The 15,486-nt window shown below is 54.8% G+C and carries 8 protein-coding genes; 3 read left to right on the top strand and 5 right to left on the bottom strand.

Annotation, left to right across the window (positions count from 1 at the left end; translation table 11 throughout):
- Positions 1-58: 58 nt before the first annotated feature.
- The 5 genes from AC0QHF_RS12635 to fabG form a co-directional block, all read right to left on the bottom strand.
- A complete protein-coding gene (locus AC0QHF_RS12635) occupies positions 59-3,616 on the bottom strand; it encodes a WD40 domain-containing protein (RefSeq protein WP_324704574.1) in 3,558 nt (1,185 codons plus the stop codon).
- Entirely contained in the window at positions 3,613-7,167 is a 3,555-nt protein-coding gene (locus AC0QHF_RS12640; RefSeq protein WP_324704575.1) for an AAA-like domain-containing protein, read from the bottom strand. Before AC0QHF_RS12640 ends, AC0QHF_RS12635 begins: the two co-directional genes overlap by 4 nt.
- Before the next feature lie 35 nt (positions 7,168-7,202).
- Positions 7,203-8,870 carry an AAA-like domain-containing protein gene (locus AC0QHF_RS12645; protein WP_324704576.1) on the bottom strand — a complete coding sequence of 556 codons (1,668 nt, stop codon included), beginning with the start codon at positions 8,868-8,870 and terminating at the stop codon, positions 7,203-7,205.
- 242 nt (positions 8,871-9,112) lie between these two features.
- Positions 9,113-10,807 carry a chaperonin GroEL gene (groL, locus tag AC0QHF_RS12650; protein ID WP_324704577.1) on the bottom strand — a complete coding sequence of 565 codons (1,695 nt, stop codon included), beginning with the start codon at positions 10,805-10,807 and terminating at the stop codon, positions 9,113-9,115.
- A 367-nt stretch (positions 10,808-11,174) separates the two neighbouring features.
- Positions 11,175-11,942, bottom strand: a complete 768-nt coding sequence (fabG, locus tag AC0QHF_RS12655; RefSeq protein WP_324704578.1) for a 3-oxoacyl-[acyl-carrier-protein] reductase — start codon at positions 11,940-11,942, stop codon at positions 11,175-11,177.
- A 310-nt stretch (positions 11,943-12,252) separates the two neighbouring features.
- Between fabG and trxA the strand changes: the two genes are divergently transcribed.
- The 3 genes from trxA (at position 12,253) to AC0QHF_RS12670 (ending at position 15,368) form a co-directional block, all read left to right on the top strand.
- Positions 12,253-12,570 carry a thioredoxin gene (gene trxA / locus AC0QHF_RS12660; RefSeq protein ID WP_324704599.1) on the top strand — a complete coding sequence of 106 codons (318 nt, stop codon included), beginning with the start codon at positions 12,253-12,255 and terminating at the stop codon, positions 12,568-12,570.
- Between the two features lie 300 nt (positions 12,571-12,870).
- Positions 12,871-14,151, top strand: a complete 1,281-nt coding sequence (locus tag AC0QHF_RS12665) for a glycosyltransferase (protein WP_324704579.1) — start codon at positions 12,871-12,873, stop codon at positions 14,149-14,151.
- A 95-nt stretch (positions 14,152-14,246) separates the two neighbouring features.
- Positions 14,247-15,368 (top strand): glycosyltransferase, encoded by a 1,122-nt coding sequence (locus AC0QHF_RS12670; protein ID WP_324704580.1) that lies wholly within the window; start codon positions 14,247-14,249, stop codon positions 15,366-15,368.
- Positions 15,369-15,486 lie beyond the last annotated feature (118 nt).

Below are 15,486 nucleotides of genomic sequence, written 5' to 3' on the forward strand. Positions count from 1 at the left end.
ATTTTTGACACTTTTAGGAGGGCGGGTTTGCGCCCGGTCTGCCATTGCCAATTTCCGGCTAATTGTCGTGGCGAATAAATGGATTGGTTCCCTTTCGATGCCGATCGCCCACCCCGTCGCACAAACTGCGATCGCCCAACTGATTCTGATGATAATAATCCGATCCGACCTCCGGACTGGTTTGCAAATAATCCCGCACCCAATTGCAGGCATATTCGAGTTCGTTCGAGGTTTCCATTTGCTGCAAATTCCACAAAATAACCGTGGTGTCGTCTCCGCCGGAAACGAGAAACCCGCCGTCGGCGGTAAATGCCAGCGATATCACCATCCCCCGATGTCCGGGCAAAGTGGACAATAAATTTCCCTGTAAATCCCACAGTTTCACCGTGTTATCGACCCCGGCCGTGGCGATGGTTTCGCCGTCCGGACTGAAGGCAACGCGGGTCAGTCCCCGGCTGTTTCCGGGAAGCGATCGCACCAAAGTCCCGTCAAATTTCCACAGCTTCAAAGTGTCGTCGCGGCTGACGGAAGCGACCAGATTTTTGTGGGGATGAACGGCGACCCCCCAGACCACCCCATCGTGGGAAAAAGTCGCCCTTGCCGTGCCCTCGATATCCCACAATTTTGCCGTCCCATCTTCGCTGGCAGAAACCAATTGTTTGCCATCGGGTGTAAATTCTAATTTCCAAATTCTCTCTTCGTGGGCGAAAAAACTGTGCCGGAGTTCACCATTTCGAGTCCAGAGTTTGATGGTTTTGTCGTCCCCGGCGGAGGCGATGGTTTGGCCGTCGGGACTGACGGCGACGGCATACACGGACGCCGCGTGTCCGTTCAAAACTTGGGTGCGCCGCATCTCCGATAAGGGTCCCTCGCCCCACTCCCAAATTTCCAGGGTGCCGACATTGCTGCCGAAGATCATCCCCCGGGAATCCGGGGTGAAGGCGACGGCCCGAACTTGTCCCTCCGGGTTGGCGAGGGTGTGCAGTCGCCTCCCCGCCGTGTCCCACAATTGCAGGGTTTTGTCCCCCGCCGAAACCACCCACCGGCCATCGGGACTCGTCGCCACGTCCCAAACCGTATCTTCGTGGCCGTAAAGGGGGTTCGCCAGGTTGCTGTTGCGCCCCCACAGTTTCACCGTCCCATCGTCGCTGACGGAAGCCGCCATCAAGCCGTCGGACTGCAAGGCGACATCCCGAACTACAGCATCATGTTGTTTTAAAGGGCGAACCAACGTGCCGTCCGGCTTCCAAATCTTGATGCCATTATCTTGACCGCCCGTGGCGATAAATGTACCGTTTTTACTGCAATCGACACCGATAATTGCATCTTCCGTCTCCACCGAATTCAGCAATTTTCCCTCCATATCCCACAGTTTAAACGTGCGATCGGAACTGACGGAAACCAGCCAATTCATCGGGGGACAAAATGCCACGTCCCAGACCGGCATCCGGTGTCCTTCCAGGGTTTTTACGGCGGTTCCGTCCACCTTCCACAGTTTAACCGTAGTGTCTACTCCGGCGGAGGCGACCCACTTGGAATCCGGACTGAAGGCGACATTCCAGGGGGCGATATCGTGTCCTGTCAAGGTTCGGAGAAGGGCGGGAGTCGAATTTTTATCCCCGGAAATTGACCACAATTTTACGGTTTTATCGCCGCTGGCAGAGGCGATCAATTTTCCGTCGGGGCTGATGTCAATTCCCCACACCGGGGCATCGTGTCCCCGCCATCTGGCGAGCAATTCTCCGCCGACACTCCACAGATGAATGTTGCCGTCCAAACTGGCGGCGACAATTCGATCGCCCTCGGGACTGAACGCGATGCGGTGGACGGTTCCCCCGTGTTTCAACGTGTGGAGTAGCTGTCCGTTGCGCCGCCAAATTTTGACCGTTTTATCGTTGCTTCCCGTCGCGATTAATTGGTCGTCGGGGCTGATGTCAACGGTCAGAACGGAGCCGTTATGTCCGACGATGCGATTCAATTCATTGGTTCCATAAACAGCTTGTTTCAAAGTATTTTGAACTTGAGATATTGTTTCTTTGTCCGCGCCGACTATCAAATTTTGTAGTTGACGTTTGGCGCGGATGGCGGCGACGATGGAATCCAACTGTTGACCCGAGGCGAAGAGGGCTTCGGAAAAAAAAGCGGTGGCGAGGATTTCGCTGACTTTTGCCCGCTGATATTGCCACAGGGCGACACCACCAATTCCGGCGAAAATTAAGGCAGAAAAACTGGCGATCGCCAACAGTATTTTTTGCAGCCGATTGTTTTTTTGTTCTTGCAGCAGTTGTGCTTGAATGGCTTGCGATCGCTCGGCTTCCAGGGCATTTTGCACTTCTTGGCGATCGAATTCCGCAGAACGGGCTAAAAATTGATAGTCCAAATCGCCCAAACTTTTGTCTTGTGCCCAACCTTGAGCTTCCCGGAGTACCCGCCCGCGCAACAGCCGAGATTCATCCGTTTTTTGGGAGGAAATCCAAGCGTCTATTTCTCGATAATATGGGCGGATTTTTTCCAGATTTTTTCTCGCCCATATCAAATCAAATACGGATTCATAAATGAGATTTTTTGCTTTTAAGTTTTCGCTCAAATTTTCAACTATTCCGGACAACAAAAGTTCGACATGAATGGCACTTCCGTCAAATTTTACCGAATATTTTTGCAATATTTTTTGATAGACTGATAGCGCCCCGGCACTCTGATTCGGACTTCTCAACAGGCGGTTCGATATGGTTTTCAAATGTTCCGGTTCGTCCTGGAAGTGCCAATTATCGACGATTTTTGCGATCGCAATTTTTTCCACCAGTTCCGCCTCGGTTTGAACCGATATTTTTTGGGAGTCCCGAACCGTCAAAACGATCAGCTTGCACAGCTTTTGCGTCAAAAAGGGTTGCCCCCCCGTCCAAGATAAAACTTCCCGCAGTAATATCCGAGGATCGAAGCCGGGAATTTGCAATCCCTTTTCCAGGGGTTTTGCTTCTTCCAGGGACAGGCCGGAGAGGGGAATTGCCGTGCCGATGTTGAAGGGCGTTTTCTGGCGATCGCGGATCAGATCCGAGGGGGAAGCGACCCCAAAAATGGCAAACGTTATTCGGTTAAATTCGGGGGCGATCGCCCGCTGATTGTAACAGTATCGGATCAGGGCGAAAAAATCATCGACGGGAAAATTTAAACTCAGGATATTATCGATTTCATCGACAAAAATAAACAGGCGATCGTCCGGAAATAACCGCAGCAGTTCTTCAACAAATTCTCCCAACCGCTGCAACAGCGATACGTCCTCTCGTTCTTTCCACCACTTTTTTAAATTGAAATGGCCGGCTCCGAATTTTTGGCACAAAACGGTCACAATTCCCTTGTACCACTGCAAGGGCGTAATGTCTTCATTGCCGATCAGCGTCATGTCCAGGGTCGCACATCGAAATCCCTCGTCTTTCAAGCGGTAGCTGGTCCGCACCAGCAGGGAAGATTTTCCCATCTGGCGACAGTTGAGAACGTAGCAAAATTCTCCCCTTTTTAAGGATTCGTAAAGTAGCGTATCCGCCGCCCGCATGACGTAGCTGGGAGCGTCTTTTTCCAGGCTTCCGCCGACTTTAAAAATGGCATCTGCATCCATCATTTTTCCTCCGCACGATCGCACAAACTCCGCTTTTCCGACTCCACGCGATCGCTGTAATTCAGATAATCCCGAATCCAACCGCAGGCAAAATTAAGGGGGTCGAAATCGCGCAGTTTTTCCACATTCCACAGGGCGATCGCACCGTCATCTCCCGCCGAAGCCAACCGCCGGCCGTCCGGGCTGAATTCGACATCGAAAATAACGCCCTCGTGGTGAATCAATGTTATCAACTTCGTGCCGTCCGCCTTCCAAAGGCTCAGATTTCCATCCATTCCCCCGGTGGCGATGAGGTCGCCGTCGGGACTGAAAGCGACGGACAATGACCCCCCGGAACCCGTCGCGATCGCCCGCAGCAATTGACCGTCAAAGTTCCAAATTTTGAGGGTATCGTCGAGGCTGGCGGTGGCGATTTTCGTGCCGTCCGAAGAAATAGATAAGCCGGAAATCGCATTGTCGTGGGCGGGGATATCGTGCAGCAGCGTCCCGTCGGATTCCCAAATTTTTAAGGTGTGATCCTGACTCACCGATGCGATTTTTTTGCCGTCCGGACTGAACAAAACTTTGTAAATTCCGCCCCCGTGTCCCCTCAAAGTCCGCTCCAACTCCCCCCGCAAATTCCACAATTTTATCGTTTGATCGTGGCTCCAAGACGCGATCGCCCCCCCGTCCGGACTCACCGCCACCGACGACCAACTGCGGTGGACGGCGGGCAATTCCCGCACCAACTCGCCCGTTTTCGCATCCAGAAATCGAATTCCCCCGCCGCTCGTCCCCGTCGCCAACAGCGGCCGCCGGGGCAGAAATTCCGTCTCCATTTTCGGGGTAAAAAACTGGGGTTTGACCGTCCCGACACCCTGGGGCCAAATTTGCACCGAAGAACCGTCCGCCGCCCACATCCGCAGCGTCTCGTCGGCACTCCCCGAGGCGAGGGTTTTCCCGTCCGGGCCGAAACTCACGCCCCACACCCGCGCCTCGTGTCCCGGCAACACCGTCAGCAGGGGGTGGAGGAGGGGCACGAGTTTCACCGTCCCGCCGTCGGCGGCGAGGGCCAAAAACCTGCCGTCCGGGCTGAAGGCCAACGCCTGGGGCGTGGACTGGGAACTCTGAAACTGCTGCCAGAGCAGGCCCGGGGTCTTCCACAGGTTCACCGTCCCGTTTTCGTAGCGGGCTGCGATCCACGTTCCGCCCCCGCCGACGGCGATCCGGTACACTTCCCGGCCCGGTTCGGGGAGGGTTTGCAGCAACCGGCCTTCGCCGTCCCAAAATTTCACCGCCCCGTCCCGACTCCCCGAAACGATCGCCTCCCGGGTGCCGCCCCCCTCCTCCGGCCACTCCACGAAGGCCACGTCTTTAATAGCATCTCGGTGGACCGGGACGGTATGCAGCAGTTGACCCCCAGAAGTCCGGATTTGCAGTTCGCCCTCCCGAGTCCCGAGGGCGATTTTATCCCCCCCGAAAGAAAACGCCAAACCCACCGCCTCGACCCCCTCCAGCGTCCTCAAATTCTCGCCCCGCCGGTTCCAAATTTTGACGGTTTTATCTTCTCCGGCCGAGGCGATTGTTTCTCCGTCCGGGGCGATCGCCACCGTCCAAATTCCGGAGTCGTGGGCAGGAATAGTCCGCAACAAACGGCCGTCGGGCTGCCAGAAATAAATCGTGCCTTTTTGCGTGGAAGTCACCAACGTTTTGCCGTCGGGGGTGAAGCGCAGGCTGTAGATGCTGGCATCGTGGTCGAGGGTTTGGAGTAACTCGCCGTTTCGCTTCCACAGGCGCGCGATTTTGTCGTAACCGCCGGTGGCGATCGTCCGGCTGTCGGGGCTGATATCGATCGCCGTCACCACCCCCTCATGGGCGGAAAAATGATTGAAAGGCATGGTGGGATCGAAAATGGCTTTTCCCAAAATCGCATCGACTTGGCCCCGTAATTCCACCGGAGTTTCGACCCCATTCAATTTTATTTTGGCTTCGATCGCCCCCAACAAGGCTTCCAAATGGTGCGGAGAAAACAACAATTTCTCGGCGGACAAACTCAGGGCTTTAATTTCATTGATTTTCGCTTTTTGGGCTTCTTCGACAGCCCGCAAATACTGCCAATACAACAATATTCCCAATACGATAGCGACGGAAAAAGCCGTTGCGAGGGCGAATAAAAATAATCGCTGAAATTTCGCGGTTTGTTGTTCTTGTTTCAGCCGCGCTTCGATTTCTTGCGTCCGCTTGGCTTCCAAAAATAGCTGCACTTCCCGGCGATCGCACTCTACAGAAGCCGCCAAAAATTGGTAGTCCAGATCGCCCAAACTTTTGCCCTGCGCCCACCGGTGGGCGTCTTGCAGGGCTCGCCCCCGCAACAGCCGCGAGCGATCGCTCTGTCCCGATGCCGTCCACGCTTCCAACGCCTGAGAATAGGGGCGGATGTCGTCGAGTTGCCGTCGCACCCAGTCCGAGTTGAAGACGGCTTCGTAAATGCGATTTTTGACTTGCAAATAGTTGCCATTGACGGCGACCAATCCCGACAGCCGCAGCTCGATCTGTTCCCGGCTGTCATCGCTTTTGACCGCTTCTCCCCGCACAATTTTTTGATAGATTCCCAACAACCGGCCGACCTTGTTGGAGTCGGAAAAAAGGCGATTCCGAATCGTCCGCAAATGTTCGGGTTCGTCCCGCGCTTCCCAACTTTCGACGATTTCATTTCGGACGACAGAATCGATCCAAAAAGGGGGAAAATCGAAATTTTCTGTGATAAAATTTTTGCTTTTTTTTGCGACTATAGTTGTCAGTATTTTACACAATTTTTGAGTGAGAAATGGTTGGCCGGATGTCCATTTTAAAATTTCTCGGAGGAGCGATCGCCCCACCTCCGAGCGGGGCGACAATCCCCGCGCCAAAGGTTCCGCTTCTTCCGGGGTAAAACCGTGGAGCGCGATCGCCGTCCCGATATTGAAGGGGGTGCGGGTGCGATTCGCGATAGCGCACCCATCGCGGATCAAGTCGGACGGGGTTGCCACGCCGAAAATGGCGAACGTGATGCGATCGTACTCCGGGTTGAGCGCCCGTTGATTGTAGCAAAAACGGATCAGTGCGAAGAAATCATCCGCCGAAAAATCGAGCTTCAAAACGTTGTCAATTTCGTCGATAAAAATGACGATTTTTTGATCCGGAAATTGCCCCAATATTTCCTCGATAAATTCCCCGCACCGCTGCACGAACGGACGCTCTTCTCGCTCCGCCCACCAAGATTTTAAATTCAGCTTTCGGATCAGTTTCAATTTCTGCCACAGGGCCGCGACGATCCCTTTGTACCACTGCTGCGGCGTGATATCCTGGTTGCCGATCACCGTCATGTCCAGGGTGGCGCAGAGATATCCTTCCTGACGCAAACGGTGGCTCGTCCGCACCAGCAAAGATGATTTTCCCATCTGTCGGGCGTTGAGGAGGTAACAAAATTCCCCCCGTTTTAAAGCTTCGTAGAGTTGAGTATCCGCCGCCCGTTCTACGTAACAGGGAGCGTCATTGCGGAGGCTGCCGCCGACTTGGTAATAAGATAAATTCATGACACAAATTGCGATCGCTCGGCGGGTCGGAGAAACTAGAGTTGTTGGTGAAAGGGCGCGGCCGTCAGATCTTTAGCCGTGACCCGATCGCGACCCCGAGATTTCGATTCGTACAGCGCCTCATCCGCCGCCGCCACCAACGTTGAAGGATCGAGGTTTCGCCTCGGAATCATGCTGACGACTCCGACACTCATCGTAACGATTTTTTCGCCGGTGAGAGAGGTTTCGTGAACAATTTGTAACGCTTTCACATTTTTGCAGATGGTTTCGGCGATATGTCGGGCTCCGACCGGGGTGGTTTGCGGCAGGATGACGGCAAATTCTTCCCCCCCGTAACGAGCCACCACGTCCGACGATCGCCCCACGCTCGACTGCAGGGTTTTTGCCACCAGTTGCAAACAGCGATCGCCCGCGATATGTCTGTAAGTATCGTTGTAGGCTTTGAAATAGTCGAGGTCGCACATGATCAGGGAGAGGACGTCCCCCCGCAGGGCGTGTTGTTCCCACTGCGTTCGCAAGTAGGAGGCGAAAAAGCGCCGGTTGGCGACTTGGGTCAATTCGTCCACATTCGCCATTTTTTGCAATTCCCGGTTCATCTCCTCCAACTGTTCGAGCCGCGATCGCTGTTTCAATATGCCCCGTTCGCACAGAATTCTAAAATACTGGCGGTAGAGTTCGCAACCGATCGTGGCTTGATTTCCCGTCAGTTTCACCAACCCCAAACTTTCCAATTTGTAGGCAGCGATGGGTTCGATTTGGGTTCCCCCTTCCGCCATCACAACGGCTTCCAAACCGTCCAACAATTCCGGTCGATCTTCGAGAATAGCCAGCAGTTCGCACAGGTGTTGATTGTAAATCCCGGCTTGGGTGGTGGCGGTGTCGAAAATCGTGTCGAGGCGACGGTTATAATTGCCATTTTTGCCCCCCTCGGACGAACTGACCAGGTCGTACAACGCCAGCCGTACCAAATAGGGATGACCCCCCACCATCTCCATCAATTTTGGCACCATCTTTTCAATCTTATAGTCCAGTCCGTGACGTCGCGCCAAATCTTCGACCTGTTCGCCCGTGAAGGGAGGAAGTCGGATCGGCAGTCCGATATTAAACGGAGATTGATTTAATTTCAGGGGGACGTAAATTTCCGTCGAATGGACGATCGCCAACCGCAACTTTTTTAACACTTCCACCTGCCGCGCCTCTTCGTACCACGACCGCAGCAACGGCAGAAATTCCATCGCCACTCCGGGGTACTCGAAGAGATGATTTACCTCGTTGAGGGCGATAAATAAGGGGCGATCGATCTGGGTCAATATATAATCCTGAAAATAGATCGTGCAGCTAATTTTGCTGCCGATATCTTCGTCCCAATAGTCGTCCAATTGAGGGGGGAGATGGAGGTGATGGCAAACGGCGGCGCAAAACCAACGTAAAAACCGATTCAGATCCGACAAAATCGCAGTTTCTGCCCGGGTAAAATCGATGCTGACCGTATGATAACCGCACTGTTGAGCCCGCGCCAATATTCTGTAAAGGAGGGAACTTTTGCCCATTTTTCTGGGGGCGCGGATGCGAATGACACTGCCCGGTTGCTCAATTTCTCGGTAAATTCGCTCTTCGATCGGCGGTCGGAAAATATAGAGAGGCGAGTCGAGAGGAACGGGGCCGCTGGGATCTTCAAATTGCATGATTTTGACTGGCAACATCCCATAATTGACGAATATCAGAGCCGGTGTCGAACTGGAATTGATCGCGGATTCCCCAGCCCTCCCCTTCGCCGGGGGGGAGTCAAAGCGATCGCTCGACATCTGGGCATTGAACCGGATTTAGCTATAACCCTATCATAATCGCTTGAAATCACCCACCTGACGGACAAAACAAAACCCGGTAGGTGTCGATTCTACCGGGTTTTTACGGGTTTAATGGACTGCGGAACGGGCGATCGGGATTACATCATCCCCATGCCGCCCATGCCGCCCATGCCGCCCATGCCGCCCATGCCGCCCATGCCGCCCATGCCGCCCATGCCGCCCATGCCGTCCATGTCGGGCATCGGGGCTTTCTTCTCGGGCTTCTCGACGACCAGGGCTTCGGTCGTGATCACCATTCCGGCGATCGATCCGGCATTTTGCAGCCCGGAGCGGACCACCTTCGCCGGGTCGATGATGCCGGCCGCGATCAGGTCTTCAAACTCGCCCGTCAGGGCATTGTAACCGACGTTGAAATCGGTGCCGCGGACGTGCTCGACGATCACCGAGCCTTCCACCCCAGCGTTGTTGGCGATCTGACGCAGCGGCGCTTCCAAGGCCCGGGCCACGATCTGGGCGCCGAGCTTCTCTTCTTCGATGGTGAACGTCGCCATCAATTCTTCCACCTTCTTGCTCAGGTGAATCAGAGTCGTGCCGCCACCGGGGACGATCCCCTCGTCCACCGCCGCTTTGGTGGCGTTGAGGGCGTCTTCGATGCGGAGTTTGCGGGATTTGAGCTCGGTTTCCGTCGCAGCCCCGACTTTGATCACCGCCACGCCGCCGGCCAGTTTGGCGATGCGCTCCTGCAATTTCTCCTTGTCGTAGTCGGAATCCGTTTCCGCGAGTTGCTGGCGCAGTTGGACGATGCGCTGTTCGACGTCGCCCTTATTCCCCGCCCCGGCGACGATGGTGGTGGAATCCTTGTCGATGGTGATTTTGGTGGCCGTCCCCAGCATATCCAGGTCCGCCGTCTCCAGGCTCAAACCGATTTCCTCGGAGATCATCTGGCCGCCGGTGAGGATGGCGATGTCTTGCAGCATCGCCTTGCGGCGCTCGCCGAATCCCGGCGCTTTCACGGCCGCGACGTTCAGCACGCCCCGGGCCTTGTTGACGACCAAGGTGGCGAGGGCTTCGCCTTCGATGTCTTCGGAGATGATCAGCAGCGGTTGGCTGGCGCGGGCGACTTTTTCGAGCACGGCGACGAGATCCTGGATGGCGCCGATTTTTTTGTCGGTGATCAGGATGCGGGCGTTATCGAGCTCGACGGTCATCCGCTCGTTGTCGGTGATGAAGTAGGGGGAAAGGTAGCCGCGATCGATCTGCATCCCTTCCACGACTTCGAGTTCGGTGGTCAGGGATTTGGACTCTTCCACCGTGATCACGCCGTCGGTGGAGACTTTATCCATCGCCAAGGCGATCATCTCGCCCACTTCCGCGTCATTGCCGGCGGAAACCGTGGCGACTTGTTCGATCGCGCTCCCTTCGACGGGTTTGGCCAGGGCTTCGATTTCTTTGACCAGGTGCTGGACTGTCTTATCGATCCCCCGCCGCAGTGACACCGGGTTGGCTCCCGCCGCGACGTTCTTCAACCCTTCCTGGATCATGGCCTGGGCTAAAACCGCGGCGGTGGTGGTCCCGTCCCCAGCCACGTCGTTGGTTTTGGAAGCCACTTCTTGAATCAGCCGGGCGCCTGTATTTTCCAGGGGATCGCTGAGTTCGATTTCTTTGGCCACCGTGATCCCGTCGCTGATGATGTCCGGCGCACCAAATTTTTTCTCTATCAGCACGTTGCGACCTCTCGGCCCGAGAGTGACGCGGACGGCATCGGCTAGGGCGTTCACGCCCCGCTCGATCGCCCGCCGTGACTCTTCGTCAAACGCTACAATTTTCGCCATAGGAACCTTAATTTAGCTCTCCAAATAGTCAATTTAGCACTCATGGGGTCTGAGTGCTAATTCGTGGAAACCGTACAGAGTTGGGGTGTGGGGTGTGGAGGGAGCGGAGGGAGCGGGGGGAGCGGGGGGAGCGGAGGGAGCAGAGGGAGAAGAGGGAGCGGGGGAAGCGGAGGGAGCGGAGGGAGCGGAGGGTGGGATATCCGGATCGCTTGGGAATCAATTCCCGAGGGCGCAAACCTTGCGCCCCTACAAGCGAAAATCATATTCAGATGATTGGGGAGTGTGTACGGATCTTATATAAACTAGCCTCCTCGGCCTCCTCCGCTTCCTCGGCCTCCCCGACTCCCTAATACCGACTCCCGACTCCCTAAGCCATTACCATGCCGCCATCGACGTTGAAGACTTGGCCGGTGATATAGGCGGCGGCGGGGTCGGCGGCGAGGAATTTCACCAGGCCGGCGACTTCTTCGGGTTCGCCGTAGCGGCCGAGGGGGATGAATTTCAGGATCTCTTCGCTATTTTTCAGGTCCTTGGTCATGTCCGTGGCGATGAATCCGGGGGCGACGGCGTTGACGAGGACACCCCGGCTGGCGAATTCTTTGGCCAGGGTTTTGGTCAGGCCGATGACTCCGGCCTTGGCGGCGCTGTAGTTGGCCTGGCCGGGGTTGCCCATCTGGCCGGCGACGGAGGCGATGTTGACGATCCGCCCCGATCGCCGTTTCAGCATCAGTTTGCCGATCGCCCGACAGCAGAGAAACACCCCGGTCAGGTTCAAATTGATCACGGCCTGCCAATCTTCCGGTTTCATCCGCAGCAGCAGGGTATCGCGGGTGATGCCGGCGTTGTTGACCAAAATATCGATGCCGCCCCACTCGTCGGTGATGTTTTTAACCAGGTTGTCCACTTCGGCGGCTTGGGAGACATCGGCTTTCAGGGCGATCGCTTCCCCCCCGGCAGCGGTGATTTCGGCGGCCACTTCCTCGGCCGCAGCGCTCGAACTGGCATAATTGACCACAACCCGAGCGCCTTCGCCGGCCAGGGCGATCGCGATCGCCTTGCCGATGCCCCGGGATGCCCCGGTCACGAGGGCGACTTGTCCGTTCAACCGTCCCATGGGTTCGGGTAGTCCTTCCATATCGGTTTTTCCTTTAATTTACGCTCAAACTCAACCATGATATAGCGATGGGGGGATCGCAGTGCCGCGATCGCGCCTTCAACCCCCCCTCCCATCTCCGAGAACCGGGCGGATTTCGCCCCCGAGATGGATGTCGCCTCAAAAAATAATGTCCCACTTTCTCAACCGTTTGACCGCCTCGAAGTCGCCCCCCCCAAAATCGAGCCACGCCGGTGAAGGGGGAGACTCAACTGTTTCCGGAGGTCGAGGAATTTACACTCGGGGGACTGTACTATAATTGGAGAGCAAAACCGACGAACCCGTTCAGATTATGGCCGTTCACAAGCAGTTTAACAACTTTCAGGAACTTCTCGACAGTTCTGACGTTCCCGTTTTGGTCGATTTTTACGCAACTTGGTGCGGTCCGTGCCAGATGATGGCCCCCATCTTGGAAGAGGTCAACCAAGAAATGAAAGAACAAATCAGAATTGTCAAAATTGACACGGACAAATATCCGGACATTGCGTCCACCTACCAGATTATGGCGCTGCCGACCCTGGTTTTATTTAAAAATGGCAAGCCCGCCGATCGCATTGAGGGGGTCAAACGTGCTCCGGAACTGATTCAGTGGTTGTACGGATTACTTTGATTCGTTATATTTGAGGGGGCGATCGCCCGGAAAGTCGGCTCGAATTGAGGGGGGCGAGTTTTTACTGGAGCTGACCTTGAGTCGTTTTTCTGCTGTTTGAAAGCGGGCGATCGCGTCTGGAGAATGGGAAATTTTGTGGCGTTTCGAGCCTTGATAAATATCGGTAGCGATCGCGGAATTATCCCGAATTTAAAATCTTCCCAAATCACTCCCGATCTGGGCGATCGACTTGAAATTCATAAATAAATGTCTTATGATTTCTACGCTTTGTGAGATAACAGGTTGAGTGGGAGTGCGCGGATGTATCCCTTTTCTGGCGAGGGTTGTGGGGAGACGAGACGACCAAATTTGAGTCCGGATGAGGTTTGCCGTCTTCTACCCGTCCCGGAGGGGCCGCTGCGGATTCCTCCGACGGCTTCGCGATCGCCCGATTTGGACCGACCGGAAATTCTCCTCTCGGTCGCCATCCCCACGTTTCGGGAACGCCAGAACCTCCCCATCCTGATCGATCGCCTCGTCGGCTTGTTGGACCCGGCGATCCCCGGACAGTACGAATTGATTGTCGTGGACGACGACAGCCCCGATCGCACCGGGGAAGTGGCCGCGGCCTTGACGGAGTTTTACCCCCAGTTGCGGGTGATGCGCCGCCGGGGGGAACGGGGCCTTTCGACGGCCGTGATTCGGGGCTGGCAGATCGCCCGGGGCCGGGTGTTGGCGGTCATCGACGCGGACCTGCAGCACCCCCTGCACACCTTATTGGAATTGTGGGCCCAAATGGAAACCGGGGCCGATCTGGCGGTGGCGAGTCGCCACGTCGAGGGCGGCGGGGTGAGCGACTGGAGTTTGGCGCGACGGCTGCTGTCTCGGGGGGCGCAGGTGATGGGGCTGATGGTCTTGCCGGGAGTCCTCGGCCGGGTTTCGGACCCGATGAGTGGCTATTTTATGGTGCGCCGGGATGCGATCGCCCAAATCAATCTTAATCCGGTGGGGTACAAGGTGTTAATTGAGGTGCTCGGGCGGGGTCAGATCGCTACAGTGCGGGAGGTGGGCTATGTGTTCCAGGAACGGCAGGAGGGGGAGAGCAAGGTCACTTGGAAGCAATATTGGGAATATCTCGAACATCTGCTGCGGCTGCGGATGGCCCGCTGGCCGGTGGGTCGATTTTTAAGATTTGCGATCGTGGGGACGAGTGGGCTGTTGGTGGATATGGCCATCTTTTACTTATTGCTGGATGGGTGGGGCTGGCCTTTGACGCTGAGTGCCCTGCTGTCGGCGGAAATCGCCCTCCTCAACAATTTTTTCTGGAACGACCGCTGGACCTTCGGGGACATCTCCCGCCGCCAGTCCGGCTGGCATCGAAGGTTTAAAAGATTGTTAAAATTTAATTTAATTTGTCTGGCGGGGCTAGGATTGAATGTAGTTATACTCAACGCCTTGGTTTGGGGCTTGGGTGTCGGCGCTTATCTGGCGAAATTGGGTGCGATCGCGATCGTGACACTTTGGAATTTCTGGGTCAACCTGAAATTGAGTTGGCGGGTGACGGAAGTTGATGAAGATGTCAGATTGAATGAAAGGCGATGAAAAACTAGAGCAAGCGTGAGGAAAACACGAGAATGTCCAGTGGCTCAAGCAGCGATCAATTCACACGAGAAGTCGCTTCTCAACCCTCAATTGCCGTGTTTTACCCAAATTTTGCAGGGGGAGGGGCGGAAAGTGTCGGCCTGTGGATTCTAGAGGCTTTAAAAAATCAGTATGATGTCACACTTTTAACTTTATTTCCTCTCGACTTCCAACAGATCAATTCAGCCTATGGAACCCAACTTTCGCCCCAAAATGTAGCCGTAAAATCGATGTTTCCACGCGCCGCCCAGAAGAGCTTGCAGTTTTTAATCGCCAACAATAGTGGGGTCAAAAAGTGGGTCAATCATTCTTTTATCGGTTGGTTTAAAGCCCAAACTCAAGACGATGATTTGGTGGTGTCAGCTTACAATGCAGCCGACTTGGGAAAAAGAGGGATTCAATACATTCACTGGATCAACGTTTTTGACAAAGACGACAGATTTTATAAGAACATTTCCCACTTTTCTGATGATAGGATGAAAGGCAATATATCCATCTCCAATTCTTACGTTGTGGCTGATTCAGTCCGGGATGAATATGGTATCGAGTCAACCGTAATTTACCCTCCCGTCGTTTTGGAGGTGCAAAATATTCCCTGGGAACTCAAAGAAAATGCCTTTATCTGTAGCGGCCGATTGACCGTTGCCAAGCAACCCCACAAAGCGATTCAAATTCTCAAAAAAATTCGAGAAAAAGGCCACGATGTCCAACTCTATCTCACCGGGGGTGGCGGTGGCTTGTACGGTTGGAAATACGTTCGATTTCTCAAAAAAATGGTCGCCGAAAATTCGGATTGGGTGACGTTGTATCAAAACTTACCCTACCCGGACTACGTGAAGGTTTTGGCCAAGTGTCGCTATGGAATTCACTACAAAAAAGAACCCTTTGGGATTTCAATTGCCGAAATGGTGAAAGCCGGGGCCATTCCGTTCGTCCGCAGTGTCGGCGGCCAGGTCGAAATTGTCGGGCCGGAGAATCGAGATTTATTTTTTGACAGCGAAGAAGAAGCCGTCGAAAAAATCTTATTTGTGTTGGAGCATCCCGAGAAGCAGCAACAACTCCGACAAACTTTAGAGGAACGTCAGTCCATCTTTTCGACCGAACATTTTACGAAGGAAATCGGGGAATTTGTCAACCATGAATTGCAACTCTCTCAGTCCGGGACATCCGAACCCTGAGTTTCCAACGGTTGTGGCCCGTTTAAAAAACCCCCAAAATGCCCCAGCCCTGCCACATTGATTCCCGGATGTGTCGGTCGGGTTCGGCAGTACCGGCGATCGCAGTCGTGACACTTTC

The sequence above is a fragment of the Lyngbya sp. CCY1209 genome (assembly GCF_055795065.1).